The 25,628-nt window shown below is 63.3% G+C and carries 25 protein-coding genes; 5 read left to right on the top strand and 20 right to left on the bottom strand.

The window, feature by feature from the left end; all coding sequences use genetic code 11:
* Positions 1 to 12: 12 nt before the first annotated feature.
* The 10 genes from hpaB to J0X03_RS21080 form a co-directional block, all read right to left on the bottom strand.
* Entirely contained in the window at positions 13 to 1,575 is a 1,563-nt protein-coding gene (hpaB, locus tag J0X03_RS21035) for a 4-hydroxyphenylacetate 3-monooxygenase, oxygenase component (RefSeq protein WP_004933158.1), read from the bottom strand.
* A 178-nt stretch (positions 1,576 to 1,753) separates the two neighbouring features.
* Positions 1,754 to 2,650 (bottom strand): 4-hydroxyphenylacetate catabolism regulatory protein HpaA, encoded by an 897-nt coding sequence (gene hpaA / locus J0X03_RS21040; protein WP_004933161.1) that lies wholly within the window; start codon positions 2,648 to 2,650, stop codon positions 1,754 to 1,756.
* Between the two features lie 34 nt (positions 2,651 to 2,684).
* Entirely contained in the window at positions 2,685 to 4,055 is a 1,371-nt protein-coding gene (gene hpaX, locus J0X03_RS21045) for a 4-hydroxyphenylacetate permease (protein WP_160203950.1), read from the bottom strand.
* Between the two features lie 3 nt (positions 4,056 to 4,058).
* On the bottom strand, positions 4,059 to 4,853 hold the full coding sequence (hpaI, locus tag J0X03_RS21050; RefSeq protein ID WP_049235379.1) for a 4-hydroxy-2-oxoheptanedioate aldolase: 795 nt from the start codon (positions 4,851 to 4,853) through the stop codon (positions 4,059 to 4,061).
* A gap of 76 nt (positions 4,854 to 4,929) precedes the next feature.
* Positions 4,930 to 5,733, bottom strand: coding sequence for a 2-oxo-hept-4-ene-1,7-dioate hydratase (gene hpaH / locus J0X03_RS21055; protein WP_004933170.1), 804 nt, complete (start codon positions 5,731 to 5,733; stop codon positions 4,930 to 4,932).
* A gap of 14 nt (positions 5,734 to 5,747) precedes the next feature.
* Positions 5,748 to 6,134 carry a 5-carboxymethyl-2-hydroxymuconate Delta-isomerase gene (locus J0X03_RS21060; RefSeq protein ID WP_004933172.1) on the bottom strand — a complete coding sequence of 129 codons (387 nt, stop codon included), beginning with the start codon at positions 6,132 to 6,134 and terminating at the stop codon, positions 5,748 to 5,750.
* 50 nt (positions 6,135 to 6,184) lie between these two features.
* Positions 6,185 to 7,258, bottom strand: a complete 1,074-nt coding sequence (hpaD, locus tag J0X03_RS21065) for a 3,4-dihydroxyphenylacetate 2,3-dioxygenase (protein ID WP_089180517.1) — start codon at positions 7,256 to 7,258, stop codon at positions 6,185 to 6,187.
* A 37-nt stretch (positions 7,259 to 7,295) separates the two neighbouring features.
* On the bottom strand, positions 7,296 to 8,750 hold the full coding sequence (hpaE, locus tag J0X03_RS21070) for a 5-carboxymethyl-2-hydroxymuconate semialdehyde dehydrogenase (protein WP_160203949.1): 1,455 nt from the start codon (positions 8,748 to 8,750) through the stop codon (positions 7,296 to 7,298).
* Positions 8,747 to 9,511, bottom strand: coding sequence for a fumarylacetoacetate hydrolase family protein (locus J0X03_RS21075; protein WP_160203948.1), 765 nt, complete (start codon positions 9,509 to 9,511; stop codon positions 8,747 to 8,749). The genes hpaE and J0X03_RS21075 overlap by 4 nt, the downstream gene beginning before the upstream one ends.
* Positions 9,508 to 10,140: a fumarylacetoacetate hydrolase family protein gene (locus J0X03_RS21080; protein ID WP_033651368.1), complete on the bottom strand. Its 633-nt coding sequence runs from the start codon at positions 10,138 to 10,140 to the stop codon at positions 9,508 to 9,510. Before J0X03_RS21080 ends, J0X03_RS21075 begins: the two co-directional genes overlap by 4 nt.
* 328 nt (positions 10,141 to 10,468) lie before the next feature.
* Between J0X03_RS21080 and hpaR the strand changes: the two genes are divergently transcribed.
* Complete coding sequence (hpaR, locus tag J0X03_RS21085) at positions 10,469 to 10,921, top strand: homoprotocatechuate degradation operon regulator HpaR (protein ID WP_160203947.1); 453 nt, start codon at positions 10,469 to 10,471, stop codon at positions 10,919 to 10,921.
* Between the two features lie 56 nt (positions 10,922 to 10,977).
* Here the strand turns inward: hpaR and J0X03_RS21090 are convergent, their stop codons facing one another.
* The 7 genes from J0X03_RS21090 to J0X03_RS21120 form a co-directional block, all read right to left on the bottom strand.
* Complete coding sequence (locus J0X03_RS21090; RefSeq protein WP_100396026.1) at positions 10,978 to 11,769, bottom strand: SDR family oxidoreductase; 792 nt, start codon at positions 11,767 to 11,769, stop codon at positions 10,978 to 10,980.
* 4 nt (positions 11,770 to 11,773) lie between these two features.
* On the bottom strand, positions 11,774 to 12,571 hold the full coding sequence (locus tag J0X03_RS21095; RefSeq protein ID WP_160203946.1) for a MoaF C-terminal domain-containing protein: 798 nt from the start codon (positions 12,569 to 12,571) through the stop codon (positions 11,774 to 11,776).
* A 10-nt stretch (positions 12,572 to 12,581) separates the two neighbouring features.
* Complete coding sequence (locus J0X03_RS21100; RefSeq protein WP_046688188.1) at positions 12,582 to 13,364, bottom strand: SDR family NAD(P)-dependent oxidoreductase; 783 nt, start codon at positions 13,362 to 13,364, stop codon at positions 12,582 to 12,584.
* On the bottom strand, positions 13,357 to 13,947 hold the full coding sequence (locus J0X03_RS21105) for a DUF3156 family protein (protein WP_060659985.1): 591 nt from the start codon (positions 13,945 to 13,947) through the stop codon (positions 13,357 to 13,359). The genes J0X03_RS21100 and J0X03_RS21105 overlap by 8 nt, the downstream gene beginning before the upstream one ends.
* Positions 13,922 to 15,415, bottom strand: coding sequence for an APC family permease (locus J0X03_RS21110; RefSeq protein WP_160203945.1), 1,494 nt, complete (start codon positions 15,413 to 15,415; stop codon positions 13,922 to 13,924). Before J0X03_RS21110 ends, J0X03_RS21105 begins: the two co-directional genes overlap by 26 nt.
* Before the next feature lie 129 nt (positions 15,416 to 15,544).
* Positions 15,545 to 16,729, bottom strand: coding sequence for an anaerobic sulfatase maturase (locus J0X03_RS21115; protein ID WP_047572777.1), 1,185 nt, complete (start codon positions 16,727 to 16,729; stop codon positions 15,545 to 15,547).
* Positions 16,726 to 18,438, bottom strand: a complete 1,713-nt coding sequence (locus J0X03_RS21120; RefSeq protein ID WP_089197651.1) for an arylsulfatase — start codon at positions 18,436 to 18,438, stop codon at positions 16,726 to 16,728. The genes J0X03_RS21115 and J0X03_RS21120 overlap by 4 nt, the downstream gene beginning before the upstream one ends.
* A 482-nt stretch (positions 18,439 to 18,920) precedes the next feature.
* Here J0X03_RS21120 and J0X03_RS21125 point away from each other — a divergent pair, with 482 nt between their 5' ends.
* The 4 genes from J0X03_RS21125 (at position 18,921) to J0X03_RS21140 (ending at position 22,908) form a co-directional block, all read left to right on the top strand.
* Positions 18,921 to 19,568 carry a helix-turn-helix transcriptional regulator gene (locus J0X03_RS21125; protein ID WP_123062141.1) on the top strand — a complete coding sequence of 216 codons (648 nt, stop codon included), beginning with the start codon at positions 18,921 to 18,923 and terminating at the stop codon, positions 19,566 to 19,568.
* A gap of 140 nt (positions 19,569 to 19,708) precedes the next feature.
* Positions 19,709 to 20,896: an MFS transporter gene (locus tag J0X03_RS21130; RefSeq protein ID WP_123062140.1), complete on the top strand. Its 1,188-nt coding sequence runs from the start codon at positions 19,709 to 19,711 to the stop codon at positions 20,894 to 20,896.
* A complete protein-coding gene (locus J0X03_RS21135) occupies positions 20,893 to 22,005 on the top strand; it encodes a class II histone deacetylase (RefSeq protein WP_160203944.1) in 1,113 nt (370 codons plus the stop codon). Before J0X03_RS21130 ends, J0X03_RS21135 begins: the two co-directional genes overlap by 4 nt.
* A gap of 96 nt (positions 22,006 to 22,101) precedes the next feature.
* Positions 22,102 to 22,908, top strand: a complete 807-nt coding sequence (locus J0X03_RS21140) for an alpha/beta hydrolase (RefSeq protein ID WP_142001869.1) — start codon at positions 22,102 to 22,104, stop codon at positions 22,906 to 22,908.
* Between the two features lie 39 nt (positions 22,909 to 22,947).
* Here the strand turns inward: J0X03_RS21140 and J0X03_RS21145 are convergent, their stop codons facing one another.
* From J0X03_RS21145 to J0X03_RS21155, 3 genes are all read right to left on the bottom strand, one after another.
* Positions 22,948 to 23,313, bottom strand: a complete 366-nt coding sequence (locus tag J0X03_RS21145) for a cupin domain-containing protein (protein ID WP_015376517.1) — start codon at positions 23,311 to 23,313, stop codon at positions 22,948 to 22,950.
* An 18-nt stretch (positions 23,314 to 23,331) separates the two neighbouring features.
* Complete coding sequence (locus tag J0X03_RS21150; RefSeq protein ID WP_033641752.1) at positions 23,332 to 24,633, bottom strand: NAD(P)/FAD-dependent oxidoreductase; 1,302 nt, start codon at positions 24,631 to 24,633, stop codon at positions 23,332 to 23,334.
* 101 nt (positions 24,634 to 24,734) lie between these two features.
* Positions 24,735 to 25,493 (bottom strand): helix-turn-helix transcriptional regulator, encoded by a 759-nt coding sequence (locus J0X03_RS21155; protein WP_046898053.1) that lies wholly within the window; start codon positions 25,491 to 25,493, stop codon positions 24,735 to 24,737.
* Positions 25,494 to 25,628 lie beyond the last annotated feature (135 nt).

A 25,628-nucleotide genomic window follows, 5' to 3' on the forward strand; every position in this document is an offset into this window, starting at 1 on the left:
CCTCCTCCTGAATTACTTCAGCAGATTATCCAACTGATTAATATCGTCATTGTTCCGCAGGTGCGGCACCTTCCAGCCGTGCTGATCGTAATCGGCCAGGCACTTGTCGACCATCTGCATCATGCGATCCATGTTGCCGGATCCCTGCGCGTGGCGCAGGCACTGCAGGCGGATCTCATCCTGGCTGCCGGCGTAGTTGATCTCATACAGCTCGTGGCGCCCGCCGAACTCGCTGCCGATCGCATCCCACATCAGTTTGAGGATCTTGATGCGCTCAACGTGATCCATGCCGTCCGATCCGCGCACGTAGCGCGCCAGGTACTTGTCGATCTCCGGGTTGTTCATGTCGCGCACGCTGGACGGCAGGTAGATCAGGCCGCTGGTGACGTTCTTCTCGATGATGTGTTTCACCTTGGTGTAGGCCATCGGCGCCATCACGCGGTAGGTTTGCAGCGCGGCGGAATCCGGCAGGTAGGCGCCGTTTTCCCATTGCGTGGCTTCGGCGCACATCGCGTCGCTCAGCGACCAGAACAGGTTGCGCCAGGCCACCACTTCGCCCAGATCGGCCTGCACGCCGCGGAACTCCAGCACGCCGGTGCACGAGAGGCTCTTTTGCAGCAGCGCGGTGATGAAATCCATCTTCACCGCCAGACGCACGCAGGCCTGCAGCGGGAACAGCCGGGCGAAACCGCCCTGGGTGCTCCAGCGGCGGCAGCGGTCGAAATCGCGGTAGATCAGCACGTTTTCCCACGGGATCAGCACATGATCCATGATCAGGATCGCGTCGTTCTCGTCGAAGCGGCTGGTCAGCGGGTAGTCGAACGGCGAACCGGTCGCGCCGGCCACCAGCTCGTAGGAGGCGCGCGAAATCAGCTTCACCCCTTCGGCGTCCATCGGCGCCACGAACATCAGCGCAAAGTCCGGATTATCGCCCATCACCTGCGCCGAACCGAAGCCGATGAAGTTGTAGTGGGTCAACGCCGAGTTGGTAGCCACCACTTTGGCGCCGCTGACGATGATGCCGGCGTCGGTTTCTTTCTCCACCTGAATGTAGACGTCCTTCACCTCGTTGACCGGCTTATGACGATCGATCGGCGGGTTGACGATAGCGTGGTTGAAATAGAGCCCGGTTTCCTGAATGCGTTTGTACCAGTGGCGCGCGTTGTCGGCGAACTGGCCGTAGAACTCCGGATAAGCGCCCAGCGCGCAGCCGAAGGCCGCCTTATAATCCGGCGTGCGCCCCATCCAGCCGTAACTTTGGCGCGACCAGTCGGCGATGGCGTCACGCTGCTGGCGCATCTCCTCCGGGCTGCGGGCATAGCGGAAGAACTTGTGGGTGTAACCGCCGTTGCCGGTGTCGGTATTCCAGCACAGGCGATCCTGGCTGGCCGGATCGTGCAGCGCGTCGTACAGCTGGCCGACCGAGGCCGCCGCATTGCGGAACGCCGGGTGGGTGGTGACGTCTTTTACGCGTTCGCCGTAAATGTAGATTTCGCGGCTGTCCTGCAAACTTTTCAGGTACTCGGCGCCGGTGAACGGACGCTTGCTGTCGGCACGAAAGTCTTCTGGTTTCATCGGGTCTTCCTCGTAATCGGCATTTTTCAGGCCGTGGAGCCGGCTATTTGTTAAAATAATGTTTTCTTTTGGTTGCTTAATTGAAGCTGCCAAAGCCGGTTTCGAGAAGAGACTTTTGCGGCAATCGCCGGTACTTTTCAGGTCAGTTTGCCGCTTTCGCGGCAAACTGTGATCGCGGTTACGAAAGGGCGTGTTGCGCCGCGCGGTAGGTTGAAGGGGAACAGCCTTCCAGCCGATTGAAAAAACGGGCGAAATAGGCCGGATCCTTGAAGCCGAGGCTGTAGGCGGTTTCATGCACCGTGCAGGCGCTGAACAGCAGCATGCGCTTGGCCTCGCGCAGCAGCCGATCGAAGATCAGTCGCTTGGGCGGCCGGTTGGCGAAGCGCCGACACAGGTCGTTGAGCCGCGATTCGGTCACGCCCAACGCCTGCGCATACTCCGGCACCGGCAGATGCTCGCGGAAACGCTCGTCCACCATCTTGTTGAAGCGTTGAAACAGCTGCAGTTCGCCGCGCACGCCGCTGTTGGCGCTGTCTTCCAGCGCGGTGTTGCGCAGCAGCAACGTGAACACCGCCTGCGCCAACAGCGCCAGCGTCTGTTCGCGCCCGGCCAGGTTCTGCGCGAACTCGCGGCGGATCAGCGCCCAATAATGGCTGAGCGCCGTCAGCTCCTGCGGCGCATCGGCCAGCGACAGGCAGATGCCCGGCATGTCCAGCGCCAGATTGCTGCCGGGATACAGGCGCTCCAGCAGTGGCCAAATCAACTCCTGACGCACCGTCAGCACGTGGCCGTCGCTGTCCGGTTCGGTGAAAAACGCATGCGGCACCGACGGCGGCGTGAGGATGAACAGCGGCGCCTGCACCGAATAGTGCTGATCGTCGAGCTGCAGCTCTATCTTGCCGGTCTCCAGAAAATGCACCTGGAAGAAGCAGTCGTGCCAGTGCACCTGCATGTCGCGGCCGAAGAACGCCGCCAGCCCGGCGAAGGTTTCGTAGTGCACCTCGTCGGCGGCGTAGCGCGCGTCATACTCTTTGCAAATATCGATGTTGGCGATAAAACCGGTACTTTTCCGCACCTCATTACCTCCTGCAATCCTGCCTATCTGCGTATCAAGGCGTCGCTCTCGGGCGCGAATCCTTCATCGGGATGCGCCACACCAGCACGGCGCCGACGATCAACAGCGCCGAGACGAAATACAGCCCGGAGTTGAAGCTGCCGGTCATGTCCTTGAACCAGCCGATCAACAGCGGGCTGAGCGCCGATCCGATATTGCCGGTGGCGTTGATCACGGCGATCCCCACCGCCCGCGCTTCCAGGCTGATCGACTGATCCGGCGTGGTCCAGAAGATCGCCATGGCGGTAAAGGAACCGACCGACGCCATCACGATCCCCAGCAGTTGGATCAGGCTGTGATCGGTGGCGGAAGCCAATAGCCAGCCGGCAGCGGCGAACAGATACGGCAGCGCGGTGTGATGCTTACGCTCCTGCAGCCTGTCGGATCGTTTGCTCCACCACACCATGCCGGCGATGGTGCAGATCTGCGGGATCGCCGCCAGAATGCCGATCGTCACGTTGCTGCTGCCCTGGTTGAAGCTCTGCAGGATCTGCGGCGTCCAGATGTTGATCGCGCTCAGGGTGTTGGTCAGACAGAAATAGGCCAGCGTGTACATCAGCACGATCGGCGTGAAGATCTCGCGCCACAGGCTGCGCTGCTGCAGCGCGCGGTGGTTGCTCGGCCCGTTGGGCTGCACCAGCTGCAGCTTGTCGGCCTCCATCATCGCTTGCAGGCTGGCTTTCTCCTCGTCGGTCAGCCACTTGGCCTTGGCCGGCGTATCGTCGAGGTAGAACCACACCACCACGCCCAGCAGCACCGACGGAATGCCTTCCAGCAGGAACAGCCACTGCCAGCCCTTCAGGTTCATGACCCCGTCCAGCCCCAGGATATAGCCGGAGACCAACGAGCCGATCGCCATGGTCACCGGCATGGCGATCATGAACAGCGCGTTGGCGCGGGCGCGGTAGAACGCCGGGAACCAGTAGGTGAGGTACACCAGAATGCCCGGCAGGAAACCGGCCTCGGTGATGCCGACGATCATGCGCAGCACGTACAGGCTGGTCGGCCCGGTGGCGAACATGGTGCAGGTGGAGGCGATGCCCCACAGCACCATGATGGTGGCGATCCAGCGCCGCGCACCGACCCGGCTCAGCATCATGTTGCTCGGAATGCCGAAGATCACGTAGGTGACATAGAACAACGTCGCCGCCAGCCCGAACATGGTCGAGCTGAGGCCGAGATCTTTGCCCATCGTCAGCCCGGCGAAGCCGATGTTGATACGATCGAGGAAAGAGAAAACAAACAACACGAACAGGAAAATGATCAGGCGCCGAAACAACTTTTTAATCACCGATTGCTCGGCGGCGGTTAACGCTTTATGTTGCTGCGCCGGGTTGGCCGGCTGCAGCGAATCGACGTGGTTCATGGTTCAGTAGACTCCCGATGAAGGTGCTTGCGCCCCGCCCCGTTTGAATTCGTCCGCCAGGGCTTCCGCCGCCCGCGCCAGCAGGGTGGTATCCACCCCCACCGCAACGAACAGCGCGCCGGCCTCCAGATAGCGCTGCGCCAGTGCCTTGTTGGCCATCAAAATGCCCGGCGCCTTGCCGGCGGCGCGGATGCGCGCGATGGCGTCGTCGATGGTGCGCTGCACCTCCGGGTGCTGCGGGTTGCCAGCGAAGCCCATGTCGGCGCTGAGATCCGCCGGGCCGATAAACACGCCGTCCACCCCATCCACCTGCAAAATGGCGTCGAGGTTTTTCACCGCTTCGCGGGTTTCAATCTGCACCAGCACGCACATCTGCTCATCGGCCTGCTGCAGGTAATCGGGCACCCGGTTCCAGCGCGAAGCGCGCGCCAGGGCGCTGCCGACGCCGCGTACGCCGTGCGGCGGATAGCGCGTGGCGCGCACCGCGTCGCGCGCCTGTTCGGCGTTTTGAATCATCGGGATAAGCAAGGTTTGCGCGCCGACGTCCAGCAGCTGCTTGATGATCACCGCGTCGTTCCACGGTGGCCGCACCACCGGCTGGCTCGGGTAAGGCGCGACCGCCTGCAGCTGCCCCAGCACCGTTTGCACGTTGTTGGGCGCATGTTCGCCGTCGATCAGCAGCCAGTCGAAACCGGCGCCGGCCAGCAGCTCGGCGCTGTAGCTGCTGCACAGCCCGAGCCACAGCCCGATCTGCGGGCGTTTTTCCTGCAGCGCACGCTTGAAGTGGTTGGTTAACATCGCATTCTCCCTGACAAGCGGGCGTAGCGCATGGCCCCCGCCCGGTTTAGTCGGCCCGGTTCGCCGAGCCTGCTTTTTAGACGAAGCGGCAGCTGATGCAGCCCATCGGGCCGTAGTCGACGTGGAAGGTATCACCGCGCCGCGCCGGCACCGGCCGGGTGAAGGAGCCGCCGAGGATCACCTGCCCCGCTTCCAGCTCCACCTCATACGGCGCAAGCTTGTTGGCCAGCCAGGCCACGCCGTTGGCCGGGTGGTTGAGCACCGCCGCCGCCACGCCGGATTCTTCAATCACGCCGTTGCGGTACAGCAGCGCGGAGATCCAGCGCAGATCCAGCGCATCCGGCTTGATCGGCCGCCCGCCCATCACCACCCCGGCGTTGGCGGCGTTGTCGGAGATGGTGTCGAACACCTTGCGCGGCCGTTGAGTCTCGGGATCGACGTTGTGGCTGCGCGCGTCGATGATCTCCAGCGCGGGAATGACGTAGTCGGTGGCGTTGTAGACGTCGAACAGCGTGCAGTTCGGCCCGCGCAGCGGCTTGGCCAGCACGAACGCCAGCTCCACCTCCACCCGCGGCACGATAAAGCGATCGATAGGAATGTCGCTGCCGTCGTTGAAGAACATGTCGTCCAGCAGCGCGCCGTAGTCCGGCTCGGTGATCTGCGAGCTCACCTGCATGGCGCGCGAGGTCAGACCGATCTTGTGGCCTTTGAGCGTGCGCCCCTCGGCGATCTTCAGCTCCACCCACTGCCGCTGAATGGCATAGGCGTCTTCGATGGTGATCTCGGGATGATCGAGCGACAGCGCGCGGATCTGTTCACGACTCTTTTCCGCCTGATGCAGGCGCTGTACGGCGCGGTTAACCTGCTCTTTATCCAGCATTTACGACCCCTTATTCACGCCTTGTTGAACAGCGCGTGGACATTGTTCTGTTTGTAATTCAGCACCGGATCCAGCTCTTCCATGGTGAAAGAGAGCGCCAGGTAACGCTGCGCCATCAGCGCGGCGAAGTGTTCCTTGATCAGAGCAAACAGCATCTCGCCCACCTGCTGCCGGCTTTCCAGACTGCGGCCGTGGCCGATCTTCAGCGTCATGTGCACGAAGGCGTAATCCTGCTTGCCGTCGGCCATCTGCCAGGTGTCGAGCCAGATGGCGCGGCTGCGCACGCCGGCCAGCGGAAAGATGCCGGTCGCCGCCAGCGCCTCGTTGACCTTGGCGAACAGGGTGGGCAAATCCGCCTCGCGGCGGATGTTGTCGGTACATTCAGCGTAAAAATGGGGCATAACGTTCTCCAGACGGCGCATAGGCGCGGGCGCGGCCCGCGCAGCGGCATTTACAGCGTATTGCCAAGTTTGAAACCTTTTTCCGTATCGCCCTCGCGGGTATAGGAAAAACCGTCTGCGCCAATGGTGACGGCCATTTCGCTGGGCGCACTGCGCTCGATGACCGGCTGCGGCTGCCCATCGAGATCCAGCACCAGCGATCCTTCGGTATACCAGCTCGGCACCACCGGATTGCCCCACCAGTCGCGGCGCTGGTTGTCATGCACGTCCCAGGTCACGGTCGGGTTGTCCGGATCGCCGGTGTAGTAATCCTGCGTGTAGATTTCCACCCGGTGGCCATCGGGATCGCGCAGGTAGAGATAGAACGCGTTGGAGACGCCATGGCGGCCAGGGCCGCGTTCGATCAAATCGGATTTGCGCAGCGCGCCGAGCTTGTCGCAGATGGCCAAAATATTGTGCTTTTCATGAGTGGCGAAGGCGATGTGGTGCATGCGCGGCCCGGCGCCGCCGGTCATCGCGGTATCGTGTACCGTTGCCTTGCGGCGCATCCAGGCGGCGTAAACCACGCCGTCTTCATCGCGGATGTCTTCCGTCACGCGGAAGCCCAGCCCCTGGATGTATTCCACGGCGCGCGGCACGTCAGGGGTGATTTGGTTAAAGTGGTCGAGGCGCACCAGCGCGCCCGGCGTATACAGATCGTAGCGCCAGGCCAGACGCTCGACGTGCTGCACGTCGTAGAAAAACTCATACGGGAAACCGAGCGGATCTTCTACCCGCACCGCATCGCCGATGCCTTTGGCGAACCCGTTCACCCGACGCTCGGTACGGCAGCCAAGCGCCTTGAAATACGCTTCGGCGCGATCGACGTCTTCCGGCGTGCGCACGCGGAAAGCAAACGCCGCCACGGCGGCGACCGGGCCTTCGCGCAGCACCAGGTTATGGTGAATAAACTCCTCCATCGAACGCAGGTAGAGGGTTTTATCCTCTTCGGCGGTCACGACTAGGCCGAGGATATCGACGTAAAATTCGCGTGCGGCTTTAAGGTTCGTGACCTGAATTTCCATGTAGGCACAGCGCACGACGTCGGGAGCAGGGACAGCATCAGTGGTAAGTTTTGTCGTCATTGTTCTCATCTCTTTCGTTATTATTGTGGCCTGAGGCTCAAACGCCCCATTTCGGGATCGGGTGGTTGCCCATGGAAATGCACACGTTCTTCATTTCGGCGAATACTTCGAAGCTGTATTCGCCGCCTTCACGGCCGGTGCCGGAGGCTTTCACGCCGCCGAACGGCTGGCGCAGATCGCGTACGTTTTGGGTGTTGACGAAAACCATGCCGGCTTCGATACCGCGGGCCAGGCGCAGAACCTTGCTCACATCCTGCGTCCAGATGTACGACGCCAGGCCGTACTCCACGTCGTTGGCCATGCGCAGGCCGTCTTCTTCCGACTTGAACGGCAGCAGGCAGGCCACCGGCCCGAAAATCTCCTCCTGCGCCACGCGCATCCGGTTATCGACATCCGCCAGCACCGTCGGGCGCAGGAAGTTGCCGTGGCTCAAACCGGCCGGTTTGTCCGGGCCGCCGGCCAGCAGGGTTGCCCCTTCTTCCACCCCGAGGCGGATATAGCCGGAGACTTTTTCCCAGTGCTGCGGGCTGATCAGCGCCCCCACCTGGGTGTTGGGATCTTGCGGATCGCCCACGCGCAGACGGTTGGCGCGCTCGGCGAAGCGTTTGACGAATTCCGGGTAGATGCTCTCCTGAATGAAGATGCGCGAACCGGCGGTGCAGCGTTCGCCGTTGATCGAGAAGATGGTGAACAGCGCGGCGTCGAGCGCCCGCTCGATGTCGGCGTCTTCAAAGATCAGCACCGGCGACTTGCCGCCGAGCTCCATGGAGAATTTCTTCAGCCCGGCGCTTTCGATGATGCGTCGGCCGGTGGCGGTGCCGCCGGTGAAGGAGACCGCGCGCACATCTTTATGGCGCACCAATGCGTCGCCGGCGGTGGCGCCGTAGCCCTGCACCACGTTCAGCACCCCGGCCGGAATGCCGGCTTCCAGCGCCAGCTCGCCCAGGCGATCGGCGGTCAGCGGCGACAGTTCGGACATTTTCAGCACCGCCGTGTTGCCCAGCGCCAGGCAAGGCGCGGTTTTCCAGGTGGCGGTCATGAACGGCACGTTCCACGGCGACACCAGCGCGCATACCCCCACCGGCTGCACCAGCGTGTAGTTGAGCATCTTGTCGTCCACCGGGTAGGTCTTGCCGTTCATCTGCTGGCACACCTCGGCAAAAAATTCGAAGTTATGCGAGGCGCGCGGGATCAGCACGTTTTTGGTCTGATGGATCGGCAGACCGGTATCGGCGGTTTCCATTTTGGCGATCTGCGGCACGTTCTGGTCGATCAGTTCACCCAAACGGCGCATCAGGCGCGCGCGCTCTTTCATCGGCGTATTCGCCCACTTGGGGAACGCCTCTTTCGCCGCGGCCACCGCCTGGTCTATCTCCAGCTGGCCGCCGGAGGCCACTTCCGCCAGCACCTCGCCGTTCGCCGGGTTGATGGTGGTGAAATACTCTTTGCTGGCGACGTTCTTACCGTTGATCCAGTGGTTGATGGTTTTCATCGCAGGCTCTCCTCGTAATCTTTTTCACTGATAATGTGGTTAACCAAACGGCCGATACCTTCGATCTCCACCACCACTTCGTCGCCCGGCTGCACGTCGGCCAGCCCTTTCGGCGTGCCGGTGGCGATCATGTCGCCCGGCTGCAGCGTCATGAATTCGCTCAGGTAGGCGATCAGGAACGGAATGTCGAAAATCATGTCGGCGGTGCTGCCGCGCTGGCGCAGCTCACCGTTGACGTAGGTGCTGAGCGCCAGCCGATGCGGATCGGCGACGTCGTCGCGATCGACGATATACGGCCCGATCGGCGTCAGGGTGTCGCGGCTCTTCACCCGCAGATTCGGCCGGTAGTAGTTCTCCAGGTAGTCGCGGATGGCGTAGTCGTTGCACAGGGTGTAACCCGCCACATACTCCATGGCGCGCTCGCGGCTGACGTTGCGCGCGGTCTTGCCGATCACTGCCACCAGCTCGGCTTCGTAATGCATGTACTCCACGCCGGCCGGACGCACCGACACCTGACGGTGGCCGGCCAGGGTGTTCGGCGCCTTGAGGAACACCAGCGGCTCTTCCGGTGCTTTAAATTCCAGCTCGCTGGCGTGGTCGGCATAGTTCAGTCCCAGGGCGAACACCGTGCCCTGCGCCGGCGGCAGCCATTCCACTTCACGCTCCTGCAGCACCTCGCCGTTCGGCAGCGTGACGCGCAGCTGTTCGTCTACCTGAACGTTGACGATCTGGCCATGATGGCGAATACGGGCATGTTTCATGATGCGGCTCCTGCCTGAGTGACGCGGTTGGTCAACGTGGGCAGGCCGGCGGCGCGCACCGTCACCTCATCCCCCGGTTTGATCGCCACCCGCTGGTGCGGGGTGCCGATCAGCACCGCATCGCCCGGCTGCAGGGTGATGAAATCGCTGATGGCGGCGATCAGCTCCGGCACCGAGCGCACCAGATCGGCGGTGGACCAGCGATCCTGCTCCACGCCGTTGATCTCGGTGACGATCTCCAGCCGATCGGCGTTCTCCAACTGCCCCATCTCCCCCAGCGGGCAGAAGCCGTCGCGGCATTTGGCCTTGATCGCCGGGCGATAGAAGCTGCTCTCCGGCAGGCTGACGTCGTTGGCCAGCGCGTAACCGGCCAGATAACGGCTCACCTGCGCCGCCGGCACCTTGCGCGCGGTGTCGCCGATGATCACCGCCAGCGTGCCGCCGCTCTGCACGGTTTCACCGGCCGGAAACGGGATCGCCCCGCCGTTGGCGAGGTGGGTATTGCGCGGTTTGATAAACCACACCGGGGTTTTCGGCGGGGTTTGATACGGCGGCTGGTGAAACGCCTGATCCCAGGCGTCCAGTTGGCTGCGGTGGTTCAGCGCAACGGAAAATACGGTGCCTTTCATGCGAACTCCTCCAATGGCAAAAACATGACAACCGGCATTCATTAATATATTAATGATTACTTTTATACGCTGTGCAGCTTTTACGCAACGCGCTTGGAGTGATTTGTGATCGTGATAACAAAATATTCACAAATCACGAACATTAGCGTGATTATTCAATGCATTAACCATTTTTCACGCCATTTTTAGCTGCGCCTCGCATTTTTGCTTTATCCCTACGGGTAACTTTGGCTACTATTAAGTTATTAACAAAATCGGGCTTTGCGGGGCAGGCGCCCCCATAACGAGCGCCGTAACAACGAACACCTTGATAGCTAAGGCCAAACTTATGCATGAATCGTTAACCATCGCCCTGCTGCAGGCGCGTGAAACCGCCATGGGGTTCTTCCGCCCGATCCTGAAAAGCCACAATCTCACCGAGCAGCAGTGGCGCATCATCCGCGTGCTGGCCAACAGCCGTTCGATCGAATTCCACGAACTGGCGGCGGAAACCTGCATCCTGCGTCCCAGCCTGACCGGCATTCTGTCGCGCATGGAGCGCGACAAGCTGATCTTCCGCCTTAAACCGGTTAACGATCAGCGCAAGCTGTACGTGTCGCTGACCCAGCAGGGTCAGGAGCTGTATGAAGTGGCGCGCCATCAGGTGGAGCAAGGCTATGGCGAGATTGAAGCCGCCTTTTCGCGGCAAAAAATGGACCAGTTGATGACGTTGCTGGACGAGCTGATCACCCTGGGCGACAGCCTGCCCGCCAACGTCACCGCGCATCCCGCCAAGAAGTGATTTAACCAACCGGAATTCTCAAGTTAATTGACGTTGCAGCCAACAACGCTGCAGCGTCAGGTAAGCAGAGAATTCGTTTCCGGCAGCAGCGCGCCGCCGTCCACCACCAGCGTCTGGCCGGTGATGTAGGCCGCCGCCGGCGAGGCGAGAAACACCATCGCCGCGGCGATGTCTTCCGGTTCCCCCAGCCGCCCGAGCGGTACCGAGGCGGCGATCGCCTGATTCACCTGCGCGTCGCCCAGGTTGGCCATCGCCGGCGTGCGGATCATCCCCGGCTCCACGCCGTTGACGCGAATGTTCTCCGCCGCCAGCTCCAGCGCCGCCGCGCGAATAAACCCGTTCACCCCAGCCTTGGAGGCGGCGTAGTGCGCCAGCCCCGGGTAGGCCACCCGCGGGCCGGTCACCGACGAGGTCACCAGAAGGCAGCCGCCGCCCCGGCGGCGCATCCACGGCAGCGCCGCCTGCGCCAGAAAGAACGGCGCCATCAGATTGACGCTCAGCGTGCGTTGCAGCAGAGCCGCGTCGATGGCGGCGAACGGCGTCAGCGGAAAGTAAGCGGCATTGTGGATCACCACGTCCAGCCGTTGATGCCGCTCACCTACCGCCGTCACCAGCTCAGCGATCTGCCCCGGTTCGGCCAGATCGCAAGCCAGCGCCTGCACGCTCAGCCCTTCGTCCCGCAGCGCCTGCGCCGCCGCCTGCGCCTGCGGCAGCTGCACGTCCGCGATCGTCACCTCGGCGCCCAGGCGGGCAAAGGCGCTGACGATCGCCAGACCAATGCCCTGAGCGCCGCCGGTCACCAGCACCGCCTGCCCGGCGAAGGCGTCGGCCGCATAGGTTGCGCTCATCGCCCTATCCTCGCGGGTGACGCGTGGTGTTCAGCACCTGCGCATGGGCGCCGACCGCAAAGTTGCTCAGCGCGCTGAAATCGCTGCCCTGATAACCGAGGATCTTGCCGTCGGTGCGCATGCCCTGCAGATCGATCATCACCACGCCCAGCGTCGGGATGATCTTCTCGCGCCAGACGAACAGATAAAGCTGCTCCGCCACCTTCACGTAGTGGCAGCGATCGACGTCCGCCAGCCCTTTTTCCACCCCGTCCAGACACTGCCAGGCGTAGAAGTTATCGTTCAGGTAGATGTGCTCGTACCGTTCGGTCGGGCTGTAGGTGTACATGTTGCGCATGCCGATCAGCTCATCGGTAAAGCCCGGTGGCGCCACGTCGGCGTCATCCAGCGTGCCGAAGCGGAATTCGGCCTCGACCGCGGTCAGCGGCAGCCCCTGCTCCACCCGGCTGAAGGCGTCGAGCCGCGCCTGCGCTTCGTCCGGCAGCTGGCCGTATACCGCAGTGAAGTTGCCCTGATTGCGGTCGCATACCAGCGTAATGCTGGCGTTGACGCGGGCAGGATCGAGAAAATCGATGAACAGCACGCCGGGGCGAATGCTGGTGGCGCGATAGGCGATACCGCGCCGCTCCCCCCACTCCAGCGTCTGCTCGTCGGTAAACCGGCAGCGCTGCGTCGCGCCGTCGCTAAAGTGCAGCGTCAGCGTGGTGCCCGCCAGCCCGTGCTGGCGTTCCAGCGTATTGCTGTGCGGCGCAAAGCCTTCCGCCAGCGCGCCAACCTGAATGAATACCGCTTCTGAACTCATGGAATGCTCCTTATAGGGAAGTGAAAGCCAGGGTCGGCACATCGACAATGGTGGAGCCGCCATCGGCCACCAGCGTCGCGCCGGTAATGATTGAAGCTTCGCTGGAGCAGAGGAAACGGCAGACGCGGGCGATCTCCTCGGCGCTGGCCGGCCGGCGCAGCGGCACGTCGCGGCAGACCATCTGGTAAGCCTGTTCCAGCGAAATCTGATGGGCGTCCATCAGCAGTTGCATCTCTTCGTCCGCCATCGGCGTGGTCACCCAGCCCGGGCACACCGCGTTGGCGCGCACGCCCAGCGGGCCATAGTCGCGGGCGATGGAGCGCATCAGCCCGATCAGCGCGTGCTTGGCGGTGACGTAGCCGCAGACCTCTGGCCCGGCGGCCAGCGAGGCGATAGAGGCCACGAACAGCAGGTTGCCGCCGCTTTTAATCAGCTCCGGCAGGCAGGCGCGCGCGCTGGCGAAAGCGCTGTTGAGGTTGCTGTCCATCGCCCCTTGCCACTGCGCGTCGCTCATCTCGGTAATGCGCTTGAAGCCCATGCCGCCGGCGCTGCCGATCAGGCAGTCGATGCGCCCGGCGTCGCGCAGAATCGCCGGCAGCAGCGTGTGGGCCCAGCTCTCGCCGCTGGCGGCGTCGCCCACCAGCGCCTGCGCGCCGATCTCTTGCGCCAGCGCCGCCAACGGTTCCGGGCGGCGGCCGATGATGAACACCCGATCGCCCTGCGCCGCCAGCAAACGGGCGCAGGCGGCACCGACGCCGGTGCCGCCGCCGGTAATCACAACCACTCTATTCATGATTCAGCTTCTCCATCAGTTGGCCGATCATCAGCAGGCTGCTCAACAGCAACCGCCGCTGTTCGGCATCCAGCCGCAGATAGCGGCGACCGGCCGGCACGCGGCTGACCACCTCCGAGGCGGCGAAATGCTCGATATCCGCCTGCCAGCGCCCGTCGTTCACCGTCAGCCGCACGCGGCGAAAATCCAGCTGCGCCAGCGTCTCGCCGATCTGCGGGTAGCGCAGCAGGCCGTCCAACAGCCGCTGCGCGGCCGCATGGCGCTGGCGCAGCAGATAGCGCACTCCGCGCCGCCGCAGCCAGCCGCCGGTCACCACGTCCAGCGTCAGCGGAGGCTGCGCTGTGCACGTGCCCTGCAACCGAAAGCGGTGGCTGACGATATGCGCCATAAACAGCCCCTGCACCTGTTCGCTGACCTCGATCTGCGGCCCCTGCGGCAGCGTCAGCCGCAGCAGACCCGGCGCCAGGCGTTCGCACGTATAGGGCTCCAGGTTGCGCGCCAGACGATCCAGCGCGGCGCCCGGCCGATAGCCCGACGGCGCTCGCCGCCAGGCGCGATTAAGTGAGGGAAGTAAGCCGATCAAACTGCGCCTCCTCGTTTTCGCCCTTGGCGAACGCGTTCTCCAGCACCTGCTCGACCGGCACCGGCTTAAACGGATTCACTTTCTGCACGCACAGCGTCCAGAACAGCGCATAGGCGGCGGTCAGGCCGATCATCCAGCCGAAGGGAATGTAGACGTCGCGCGGATTCATCCCCGGCGGCGTGATGTAAACGATGGCCAGCACGATGCCGACGCTGGAGACGATCTGCGGCAGCGGGAACCACGGCGATTTATAGGCGCGCGGCAGATCGGGGCGGCGCAGGCGCAGCAGCACCACCGAGCAGGTCACCAGCAGGTAGGCCACGCCCCAGGCGCACACCGCCGCCAGCACCAGCGGAATGATCTTGTCGAGGTTGCCCTGAATGGCGAAGGCATGTACGCAGGGGATCAAGACCGCCACCAGAATGCCGATCACCGGCGTCTTAAAGCGCGGGTGCAGATAGGCGAACATACGCGGCAGCGCGCCGTCCAGCGCCATGCCGTACAGAATGCGCGGCACCGCCGCCATCAGCGTGTTGATGGTCGCCGCGCCCGCCAGCAGCAGGCCGACGCCCAGCCAGTATTTGCCGAACTGGCCCATCACCTGGCCGGCGAACGCCGGGATGGCCATCGGCGTTTCCAGCAGGCGCGTGCCGCTGGCGGCGTCGATCACCACGTTTTCCACCTGATGGCTGAGTGCCGCGCCATACAGCGCCATGCACACCGCCACGCCGCACAGCCCGAGCGCCATCGCGCGCGGGATCACCCGATCGCAGCGTTTGATCTCCGGCGCCATCGGCGTCACCAGCTCACAGCCGACGAACATGAACATCGCCATGCCGATCAGGCTGAACACCGCGAACGGATCGTTCAGGCTCAGCGTGCTGCCGAACCAGCCCTCGAGCGGCACCGCATGCGGCGACAGCAGCCCGACGATGCCAAAAATCACCAGCGTGCTCCACATGGCGAAGGTCAGCACGATCTCCGCCTTGCCGAAGGCCTCGATGCCGAACGCGTTGAGCATGCCGAACACGACAACCAGCCCGACGCCGACCATCCAGGAGGCGTTGTGGCTTTCCATCAGGGTGTTGAGGTGTTCGAAGTTCACCAGCGCCATAATGCCGGAGAGAATGGTCTCGGCGGTGCCGGCGAAGATATGCACGATCAGGTAGGCCGACAGCGCGCCGGTGATGGCGAAAAAACGCCCCATGCCGCAGGAAATGTAGTCGTAAACGGAACCGGAGGTCGGCAGCAGCGCCGCCGCTTCGGAGAAGGTGGTGAGCTGCGCCTGCATCATGACGAAAGCGATCAGCATCGCCAGCGCGAAGGTGTCGCCGCCGATGCCAAAGCCGCTGGTGACGGTCAGGATCACCGGGCTGGCCATGATCACCCCGACCGAACTGGCCAGGGTGGTGGGAAAGCCGACCTTGCCTCGAGCCAGGTGGGCGTGCAACCGCGACGACAGGTTCATGGTTATTTCCTCTTATAGTTTTGGCCTGATGCATGCAGGTGCTTGCAGGTTTTTCACCGCCAGCGGCGGTCATCTCACTATAGAGAGGAAAGGAAAATGCTGACTATCGTCCTTAAGGACGAGACGGTTTCAACCTGCGGCCGCGCTCACGGCGGCGCGCCACTGCCTCGCTCCCTGCGGGCTGCGCGGGTAGGCACGCAGCGGCGCCAGCAGCGCGGAAAAGAAGGCGTAATAGCCGGCGCACAGCCGGTTGTAGCGATCTTCGCCCACATGCGCCGGGCAGCCGCCCTGGCAGACGCTTTTCACGCTGCAGCGTTGGCACTCGCGGCGCAGGCTTTTGTTTTTACCGAACGGCATCTCCGCCGCACTGGCCGCCAGGGTGGCGAGGGGCGTTTGCCGATCGGCATGGCCGAGCAGGTGCTGCGCGTTGATCAGGTGATCGCAGGCGTAGACTCGGCCGTCCGGCTCCATCACCAGATTGCCGCCGCAGCGTTCGGCGTGCACGCAGCTGGGGCTGACATGGGTGAAATACTGCGCGTAGACCTGTTCGATGTTCATCACGAAGACCCGGCCAACGTGTCCGCGGCTACGCCAGCGGCGGTACACCGCCAGCATGAAGCGCCCCCAGTTGGCGGCGCTCAGTCCGTAACCGGCGGTGGGCGCATCCCCTTCCAGCATCAGCGGCTGAAACTGCAGATAACGCGCCCCGATCGCCACCGCATGATCGTAGATCGCCTCGGCGCGATCCGCGACGCCGTCGTGCACCACCATCAGCAGGTTGAAGTCGATCTGATGGCGCTGCAACAACGCAATGCCGCGCAACGCGGCGTCATAGCTGGCGCCGCCGCGCTTGTCCGGCCGGTGGGCGTCCTGCACCTCGCGATCGCCGTCCAGGCTGACGCCGAGGATAAAGTGATGCTGCCGGAACAGCCGGCACCAGGCGTCGTTCAGCAAGGTACCGTTGGTCTGCAGGCTGTTGCTGATCCGCACGCCCGGCGGCGCGTAGCGGCGCTGCAACGCCAGCGCCCGCTTGTAAAAACCGATCCCCGCCAGCAGCGGCTCACCGCCCTGCCAGACGAAGTTGATCTCGCGGCTGTAACGCGGCTGGGCGGCGATGTAGCCGCGGATAAATTCCGCCAGCAGGTCGTCGTCCATCTTGCGCGTCCGCTCCTGCTGGCGCTGCGGGTAGTAGCAGTAGCGGCAACCCAGGTTGCAGCCGGCGCCGATCGGCTTCACCAGCAAATGAAAAGGCGCCGCCGCGCGCGGTTCGCTCTCTACCGGGATCTGCTGCGCGCGCAGCTGGGCCAGGTTCATGGTGCCGCCTGCGGTAACGGTTTGTGGGTCTGCGGATCCAAGCCAATGTAGTCGCCGGTGCTGGCGTCTACGCCGAGGTAGTCGATCGCTGCGCCTTTGGCTTCAATGACCATGCCCTGCAGCGCAAAGCGGCGATACGCCTCGCTCAGTCGTTTGACTTGATCCGGGTTGGCGGCGGCCAGATCGCGCGTCTCCAGCGGATCGTCATGCAGGTTGAACAGCCCCCACGGCGCCATCTGCGCCGTCGGCCCGGCCTTCACCAACCGCCGCAGCTTCCAGACGCCGTCCACATAGGCGGCCTGGTTATGCAGCTCCACGCCGTAGGTCGCGCGCGGCACGCCGTCGGCCTCGCCGCTGAAATAGCGCTTGAAGCTGACGCCGACCATCGGCAGCGTCGGTTTGGCCTTCAGCGGTTTGTTGGCGTCGATGCCGGCATAGTCGTACAGCGTCGGGGCGATGTCATATACCGCCATCGGCGTGCGGTCGATGCCGCCGCGCCCCTTCAGCCGCGGCGCGGAGATGATGAAATCGGTATTGATGCCGCCCTGTGCGCTGGTGGTTTTGTGGTAGTTGGCATACGGCGCATTGCTGACGTTGGCCCAGTGCGGCCCGTAAGAAATGAACGATCCCTTGCGGCCGAGGTTGGCGTAGCTGTTGTCGAACTGCCGCCAATACTCCGGCTTCGAGCCGTAGTAGAAGCCGCTGGCCGGGTTGGCGCCGTTGTCGGTGGCGAACACGATCACCGTATTTTGGTCGCGGCCGGTCTGCTTCAGGGTGTTCAGCACCGCGCCGACCTGATCGTCCATGTAAGCAATCATCGCCGCGTACACCTGCATGGTCTTGGCTTCGTATTTTTGCTGCTCGGGCGTCAGCGCGTTCCAGGCCTTATCCAGCGCCAGCGTCGGCATCGGCGTGCGATCGGAAATCAACCCCAGCGCTTTCAGGCGCTGAATGCGCTGCTGATAGGCCTGCTGGTAACCGGCGTCGTATTTGCCGTCGAATTTGGCGATCCAGTCATCCGGCGCCTGCAATGGATCGTGCGGCGCAGTGAACGCCAGATAGGCGAAGACGGGCTTATTCAGCGGCGTATCGCGGATCCACTGTTCCAGCTGATCGGCATAGGCCTTGCTGGAGTAGAAATCTTTGGGCAACGACACGCGTTTGCCGTTCAGGGTGTAGAAGGTGTGGAACGCCTCCACGGTGCCCAGCGGTTTCGCATCGTCGAAATGACTGGTGCCGCCGCCCATAAAGGCGAAGGCGCGCTCGAAGCCGCGATCGGTCGGTTTGGCGCCGTCGACATAGCCCAGGTGCCATTTGCCCGCCATCATGGTGGCGTAACCCGCGTCGCGAAAACGCTCCGGCAATGTGGTCACGCGGTCGGTCAGCCGCATTTCATAGCCCGGCTGCGCGGCGGTGCTCTCATACCACCACATGCCGCCCATGCCGGCCTGCTGATTGGTGTTGCCGGTCATCAGCATCGACCGCGCCGGCGCCGACATCGGCGAGGTGTAGTACTGGCTCATGCGCACGCCCCGTTCGGCCAGCGCCTGCAGGTTGGGCGTCGGTATCTCGCCGCCGAACGGGCTGATGTCGGAATAGCCCATATCGTCCACCAGAATGATCAGCACATTGGGGCGATCGGCGTCCGCCCCCTGAGCCAGGCCCGATAAGGCGCCGCTCAACGCCACCGCCAGCGTTTTTTTCTGCATCGTTCGTTCCCCGTATGGTCATGCGGACTGAACAACCCGACGCCTCAGCCCGAGAAAGGTCATCATTTTTTCGTCTTATACGTTTGGCGCCGCCTGGCGCTATCTTCAATTCGCAGTGTAGGAAGCGGTGGAAAAGCCTGGCTATCGTTCTTAAGAACGAGGGACGGCGACGGTCGCGCCGGTTGTAGCACGCGCTGGGCGGCGAGGGCTTCGCCCAGGCAAGCAGTGAAAAGCGCTGTAAATTCAGCGGGAAAAGCGGTGAATTATTTCATTAACCTATTAATGAAAACCGCAGAAAATCCGACCTGAAAACCCCTGACCATTGCAGTGTCATCTTGTTATTTATGTATTTTATTGCAATCGGCCTCACGTTGTTAATATGTTTTTATTGTGTTGCCAAATTGCTACAACTATGCTTGTATCGTTCATATATTGACCGCCAACATTCTCCAGATTGAACGATAAAGGGAGGAACACGAATCATGCACAGCACAGCATCCGATGCCTTTATCAACAGTTGTTTGGCGACCATCACGCACCTGATCCCGGTGTCCGCCGGGGTGTTTTATCTGGTCGATCGCGACCTGCGGCCGGATCACTACATCCTGCACGGCATGCCCGATAAAACGCATCAGCAATACCTGAACCACTTTCAGCAAATAGACCCGCTGCAGCCAGCCAACTTCCATCGGCAAGACATCACCATGGTCGGCATGAGCCCGGCGGCGATCGCCGACAACCGCCGCTATTACCACGACTTTATGCTGCCGAACGACATGCGCGACATGACGGAGATTTTCATTCGCCAACGCAAACGCATCGTCGCCGGGGTGTCGCTGATCCGCGATACGCCGTTTACCGAAGTGGAGCGCGGCCGCCTGCGCGCGGTGCTGCCGCTGATCGAACTGGCGACGCGCGATCTGTTGCCCGACAGCGAGGCGCAGCTGCTGACCGCCAAGGAACAAGAGATCGTCAACCTGGTGCGCGAAGGCGCCAGCAATAAGCGCATCGCCCTGAAGCTGGGCATTTCGCTGTCCACGGTGAAAACCCATATGCGCAACATTTTCGCCAAAACCGACGTGGTGAACCGCACCGAACTGGTCGCCAGCGGCTTTCTCGCCCACGGTTAACGCCCGATAACGGCCGCCGCTGCCGACGACCGGAAAATAACGCCAAAACGTATTCGCCATTTATGGCGCGGCTCCCCCCTGCCCGCAATCGGGCCGGGCGGGATATTTCATCGTCACTCAACGCTTGGGGAATAAGGTTTATGTCCAGTGATTCGGTTTCCGCGCCCGCCGCCGGCGCGGCGCTCCCCTGCCCGCCGCGGCTGCTGACCGCCATTATCGTCTTCGCCGCCATCGCACCAGGCATTCTGATGACCGCACCCGCCGTGGCCGCCCAGCTCGCCGCGCAGTGGCAGCTCGGCCCGGCGCAGATCGGCCGCCTGTTCTCCACCGAACTCGGCGCCATGAGCCTGGCCACGCTGCCGGCGTGGTGGTGGATCGGGCGCATCAACTGGCGGCGGGTCGCTGCGCTGTCGGCGCTGGTGTTTATCGCCGGCAACCTGGCTTCGGCGCTGGTGCAGGATTTCACCTTGCTGCTGCCGCTGCGCTTTATCGCCTCGTTGGCGGGCGGCACCCTGATGATCCTGTGCATCACCTGCGCCGCCGGCACCGCCAATCCCAGCCGCGTCTATGCCTTCTGGGTGCTCGGCCAGCTGGTACTGGGCGCGGTGGGGCTGCTGGCGCTGCCGCCGCTGTTCGCGCACTTCGGCCTGATGGCGGTCTACCTGATTTTGGCCGCCATCATGCTGTGCTGCCTGCCGCTCATCCCGGCGTTTCCCAACGGTTTCACCGCCGCGCGCAGCGCCCGCAGCGGAGCCGCCGCCTCGCCGACGCGCAAGCTGTGCGCCGTACTGGCGGTGCTGACCTTTTACATCAGCCTGAGCGCGGTCTGGACCTTTATCGGCGGCATCGCCGCCGGCGCCGGGCTATCGCCGGCCCACAGCGGCCAGGTGCTGGCCGTCGCCACCTTGCTCGGCATCGTCGGCGCCGGCGCCGCAGCGTTGATCGGCGCGCGCTTCGGCGGCGGGCGCCCGATCGCGCTCGGTTACGCCCTGCTGCTGGCCAGCGTGGCGCTGCTGGTGGGTCAACCCTTGCTGCTGCGCTTCGCCCTGGCGGCCCTGCTGTTCAAATTCACCTGGACCTTCGTGCTGCCGTTCATTCTGGCGCGGGTCGCCGGGTTGGATAACGACGGCAAGCTGATGAACGGCATCAACCTGGTGATCGGCGGCGGCATGGCCATCGGCCCGACGCTGGCCGGCTATCTGATCGAATCTTCCGGCGGTTTCAACGCCTTGCTGTTCGGCGCGCTGGGCTGCGCGCTGCTGTCGCTGCTGTTGATTTCGCTGGCTGCACCGCGCGCACCGCGCCGTATAACAGGAGGAGAAAGGTGAAAAGAACAACCGGTTTCTTGTTTGATGAACGCTGTTTCTGGCACAGCACCGGCCTGCACGCCACCACCCTGCCGGTCGGCGGCTGGGTGCAACCGCCCTCGGGCGCCGGCCATGCCGAATCGCCGGAAACCAAACGGCGCATGAAGAACCTGATGGACGTGTCCGGCCTGTCGCGCCAGCTCACCCTGCTGAGCGCCGAACCAGCGACGGAAGAAGACCTGCTGCGCATCCACCCCGCCCACTATCTGCAGCGCTTCAAACAGGTGAGCGACAGCGGCGGCGGCCTGCTGGGGGAAGAGGCGCCGCTGGGGCCGGGCAGCTATGAAATCGCCAAACTCTCCGCCGGGTTGGCCTGCGCGGCGGTGGAGGCGGTGTTGCAGGGCGAGCTGGATAACGCTTATGCGCTGTCGCGCCCGCCGGGCCACCACTGCCTGCCGGATCAATCGATGGGCTTCTGTTTCCTGGCCAATATTCCCATCGCCATCGAGCGCGCCAAGGCCCGCCATGGCCTCGGCAAGGTGGCGGTACTCGACTGGGACGTGCACCACGGCAACGGCACCCAGCACATCTATTGGCAGCGCGGCGACGTGCTGACGCTGTCGCTGCATCAGGACGGCTGCTTCCCGGCGGGCTATTCCGGCGAGCAAGATCGCGGCGAAGGCGCCGGGGCGGGCTGCAACGTTAACGTACCGATGCTGGCCGGCGCCGGCGACGATGGCTACCTGCACGCCATGCGGCACATCATCATCCCGGCGCTGGAAAAATTCGAGCCGGAGCTGATCATCGTCGCCTGCGGTTACGACGCCAACGCGCTCGATCCGCTGGCGCGCATGCAGCTGCACAGCGACAGCTTCCGCGCCATGACCGCGCTGGTGCAGGACGCCGCCGACCGGCTGTGCGGCGGCAAACTGGTGATGGTGCATGAAGGCGGCTACGCCGAATCCTACGTGCCGTTCTGCGGGCTGGCGGTGATGGAACAGCTGAGCGGCGTGCGCACTGAAGTGCAGGATCCGCTGCTGGCATTCATCCAGCAACAGCAGCCGCGCGACGCCTTCAACCGCTTCCAGCGCGAAGCGCTCGACGCGTTGGCGCGCCAGTTCGGCCTGTAATCCCCCCCTTTGTGGGCGCCGCACCCGGCGCCCCTGACAACCTCGCCGCCAGCCGCTACGCTGAAGGGCAACCCTACCCACCATGAGAACAATAACATGTCCGAACAAACCGTCAGCTTTATCAAAGGCCGTCACGGCGACATCGCCGTGCACGACTGGGGCAACGACAAGCCGCGCTATCTGGCGTTGCTGGTGCACGGCTACGGCGAGCACCTCGGCCGCTATCAATACGTGGCGCGTACGCTGCAGGCTCAGGGGGCGCGGGTGTTCGGCCCCGACCACCTCGGCCACGGCCTGTCGCAGGGCGAGCGCGTGCTGATCGAGGATTATGACGCCGTGGTCGACGACGTGCAGCGCGTGGTCAGCCATTTCCGGCAGCAATATCCCACCTTGCCGCTGGTGGTGATCGGCCACTCGATGGGCGGCATGATCGCCACCCGCTACGTGCAGCGCTATGGTGAGGAGGTACGCGCGCTGGTGCTGTCCGGCCCGCTGCTCGGCGACAGAACGGCGATTTCCGATCTGGCCGAACTGCCGACGATCCCCGACGCGCCGCTGGATACCGCCACCCTGGCGCGCGATCCAGCGGTTGGCGCGGCCTATCAGGAAGATCCGCTGGTGTGGCACGGGCCGTTCAAGCGCCCCACCCTGCGCGCCATGCAGCGGATCCTCGCCGCCATCAACGCCGGGCCGGGCTTCGGCGCGCTGCCCACGCTATGGATCCACGGCGACGACGATCGGCTGGTGCTGATGAGCGAAACGCAAACCACGCTCGATCGTCTGCAGGGCGACGATTTCGAGCGGATGATCAATGCGGGCGGGCGGCACGAGAGCTTTAACGAAACCAATAAGGATCAGATCCTCAAGCGGGTGACCGATTTTATTGCGCGGGCGCTGGGCTAAAGCGCTCCCCCTCAGCAGGCTGAGGGGGGCATGACGGCGTCAGCCCTCGACGATGGCGAGGTAGTGTTTGACGAAGCGATCCGAGGTGATGTCCCAGCGCACCGGGGTGCCCTTCTCGACGAACCAGGAATCGCCGGCCTGATACTGCACCGATTCGCCGGTGCGTTCGTTGGTCAAGGTCGCGCTGCCTTCCCACACTGTGGCGTGCTCGGCGAACGGATACTCCATCACGAAGCTGCCGCGGGTGCAGCTGAACACGCCGCAGTTCAGGTTGTCGGTCGGTTCGCCGAAGATGCTGGCCACGCCGACGTTTGGCGTGCCGGCGATCACCGTGGCGCCCAGGTTGCTGACGCTGCCGATCTCCAGCAGTTCAGGCAGCGGTTGTTTAAGCAGTAACGGTTTCATGTGATTCTCCTCTGAGGGTTAACGGCGGCCTTTCCAGTAGCCGGATGTCTGGTGCCAAACCTTACCGGCGGTGGTCATCACCCGCCGCAGCTTGTCCTTGCCGAAGATGTTGACGTGCGGGATCGAGCTCATCAGATCGTAGCGATCGGATCCTTCGCTCATGCCCTCTGCCAGCACCTTGCACACGATGTGGCTCGGCGTCACACCGAAGCCGGAGTAGCCCTGCACGTAAAACACGTTGTCGCGATCCGGCAGCGTGCCGATCTGCGGGAACAGGTTGGCGCTGCAGCACAGCGGGCCACCCCAGGCCAGATCGATCTTCACGTCTTTCAGGTACGGGAACACCTTCAGCATCAGGTTGCGGTTCCAGGCCTTGAGATCCGACGGGAAGTATTCGATCAGGCGGGTGGCGCTGCCGAACAGCAGCCGGTTCTCGTTGGTCACCCGGTAATAGTCGATCACCGGGCGGATGTCGCTGTAGGCGCCGCGGATCGGGCTGATCTGACGGATCAGATCGTCAGACAGCGGCTCGGTGGCCAGCTGGAAGGCGTAGGTATTGATAGTCTTGCGGTAGATCTGCGGCTCCATGCCGTTGAGAAAGCCGTTGCAGGCCCACAGCATCTTGTTGGCGCGCACCGAGCCCATGGCGGTGCGCACCGTGATGCGCGGGCCATACTCCACGTCGAGCACGCTGCTGTTCTCGAAGATTTTCACCCCATAGCCGCTCAGCGCCTTGGCCTCGCCCAGCAACAGATTGAGCGAATGCACATGGCCGCCGCCCATGTGTTTCAGCGCGCAGGTGTAGGCGTCGGAGCCCACCACCTGCTTCACTTCCGCGCCGGTGTAGAGTTCGATCTCTTCCTGCGGCGCCACCGCCCTGAACTCCTTCAGCCAGCCGCGCAGGGTCTTCTCCTGGCGTGCGTTGCTGCCGAGGTAGCCGTAGCCGAAGCAGAAGTCGGCGTCGATGTCATATTTCTTGATGCGCTCGCGGATAATGCCGGCGCCGAGGTTGCTGATCTTGAAGATGGTTTCCAGCCCGGACGGGCCGACGTGGCGTTTGATCTTCTCCAGATCGTGGCCGATGCCGGCCATCACCTGGCCGCCGTTGCGCCCGGTGCCGCCGTAGCCCAGATAGCGGCCTTCGAGAATGGCGATGTTGGTGATGCCCTTCTCCGCCAGCTCCAGCGCGGTGTTGATGCCGGAGAAGCCGCCGCCGATGATCACCACGTCAACGTCCAGATCCTCTTCCAGCGTCGGGAAGCGCAGATCGTATTTTTTGGTCGCCGCGTAGTAGGTTAAGGACTCGATTTCGTTGTTCACTGCCGCACTCCCGATTGCCTATGCCATGACATCGGATTATCGGGAGCGGTGGGATCGTCCGCTATGTCCCCTTAGGGACATTCGCTACAAAAAATTAACATTCACGCGCTGCGCCGCTGCGGGGCGGCCAGCAGCAGGCTGAACAGTTCGGCCTGCGAACCGATGTTCAGCTTGCCGTAGATGTTCTTGCGGTGGTTTTTTACCGTGCCGAGGCTGATGAACAGCCGGTCGGCAATCTGCTGCGAACCGCAGCCGGCGAGGATCAGATCGACAATCTCGCGCTCGCGCGGCGTCAGCAGATAGCGCGCCTGGGCGCCGTCATCGTTCACCGTCGCGGCCTCGGCCGGCGCCGCCACCACTTCGCCGTGCAGCCGCGCCACACTTTTCACCAGCGTCAACGCGCTGCGCAGATCCGCCCGCTGCGGGTAACGCACCGCCACCGTGCGGCGCGCCGAACCGAAAAAGACGCCCAGCCCGCGCTCCGGCGTCAGCTGCAGCAGCACGCCGGCCTCGTCGTGCCAGCCGGTCTTGCGATAAAAATTACGGTAATAGTCGCTGTGATAAAACCCGCAGGGCGCCAGCTGGCGCAGCGTGAGCACCTCGCCTTCGCCGCCGTCGTTCAGCGCGCGGTAAAACGGATCCTGCAGGTAGGCGCCCTGCTGGTAGAGCTGATTGACCGCGTCGCTGTTTTCGCGCTCGGTTTTAATCAGGCAGCGCGGCGGCCGGCCGCGTTCGAAGGCATAGACGATGGCGTTGTCGAAGGCGAAAAACCCTTCCAGCCAGTTCAACAGGCTGGGATAAAAGCGTGGGCTGGCCACCGCATCGATCACCGCAGACAAGCGTTCAACCTGAATTTCCATACCAGCCTCGCCATTATTAACACATTAACAATCTACCGATTTCGGATGGGGTTGGCCGCACGACGGCCGGTACTGTTAAAAAAAGCATCCGCAGCGCCGAAATGCAAGAGCGCGATCGTTTACATGTTAAACAAC

The sequence above is a fragment of the Serratia ureilytica genome (genome assembly GCF_017309605.1).
In the GTDB taxonomy this organism is placed as follows: domain Bacteria; phylum Pseudomonadota; class Gammaproteobacteria; order Enterobacterales; family Enterobacteriaceae; genus Serratia; species Serratia ureilytica.

Coding starts and splice junctions, on each gene's coding strand:
- J0X03_RS21090 (WP_100396026.1), bottom strand. CDS start 11,769: ATGAGCGCAACCTATGCGGCCGACGCCTTCGCCGGGCAGGCGGTGCTG.
- J0X03_RS21100 (WP_046688188.1), bottom strand. CDS start 13,364: ATGAATAGAGTGGTTGTGATTACCGGCGGCGGCACCGGCGTCGGTGCC.
- J0X03_RS21130 (WP_123062140.1), top strand. CDS start 19,709: ATGTCCAGTGATTCGGTTTCCGCGCCCGCCGCCGGCGCGGCGCTCCCC.
- J0X03_RS21060 (WP_004933172.1), bottom strand. CDS start 6,134: ATGCCCCATTTTTACGCTGAATGTACCGACAACATCCGCCGCGAGGCG.
- J0X03_RS21075 (WP_160203948.1), bottom strand. CDS start 9,511: ATGAAACATGCCCGTATTCGCCATCATGGCCAGATCGTCAACGTTCAG.
- J0X03_RS21155 (WP_046898053.1), bottom strand. CDS start 25,493: ATGGAAATTCAGGTTGAACGCTTGTCTGCGGTGATCGATGCGGTGGCC.
- J0X03_RS21095 (WP_160203946.1), bottom strand. CDS start 12,571: ATGAGTTCAGAAGCGGTATTCATTCAGGTTGGCGCGCTGGCGGAAGGC.
- hpaD (WP_089180517.1), bottom strand. CDS start 7,258: ATGACGACAAAACTTACCACTGATGCTGTCCCTGCTCCCGACGTCGTG.
- hpaE (WP_160203949.1), bottom strand. CDS start 8,750: ATGAAAACCATCAACCACTGGATCAACGGTAAGAACGTCGCCAGCAAA.
- hpaH (WP_004933170.1), bottom strand. CDS start 5,733: ATGCTGGATAAAGAGCAGGTTAACCGCGCCGTACAGCGCCTGCATCAG.
- J0X03_RS21120 (WP_089197651.1), bottom strand. CDS start 18,438: ATGCAGAAAAAAACGCTGGCGGTGGCGTTGAGCGGCGCCTTATCGGGC.
- J0X03_RS21125 (WP_123062141.1), top strand. CDS start 18,921: ATGCACAGCACAGCATCCGATGCCTTTATCAACAGTTGTTTGGCGACC.
- J0X03_RS21145 (WP_015376517.1), bottom strand. CDS start 23,313: ATGAAACCGTTACTGCTTAAACAACCGCTGCCTGAACTGCTGGAGATC.
- J0X03_RS21110 (WP_160203945.1), bottom strand. CDS start 15,415: ATGAACCTGTCGTCGCGGTTGCACGCCCACCTGGCTCGAGGCAAGGTC.
- J0X03_RS21115 (WP_047572777.1), bottom strand. CDS start 16,729: ATGAACCTGGCCCAGCTGCGCGCGCAGCAGATCCCGGTAGAGAGCGAA.
- hpaX (WP_160203950.1), bottom strand. CDS start 4,055: ATGAACCACGTCGATTCGCTGCAGCCGGCCAACCCGGCGCAGCAACAT.
- hpaB (WP_004933158.1), bottom strand. CDS start 1,575: ATGAAACCAGAAGACTTTCGTGCCGACAGCAAGCGTCCGTTCACCGGC.
- J0X03_RS21080 (WP_033651368.1), bottom strand. CDS start 10,140: ATGAAAGGCACCGTATTTTCCGTTGCGCTGAACCACCGCAGCCAACTG.
- hpaI (WP_049235379.1), bottom strand. CDS start 4,853: ATGTTAACCAACCACTTCAAGCGTGCGCTGCAGGAAAAACGCCCGCAG.
- hpaR (WP_160203947.1), top strand. CDS start 10,469: ATGCATGAATCGTTAACCATCGCCCTGCTGCAGGCGCGTGAAACCGCC.
- J0X03_RS21140 (WP_142001869.1), top strand. CDS start 22,102: ATGTCCGAACAAACCGTCAGCTTTATCAAAGGCCGTCACGGCGACATC.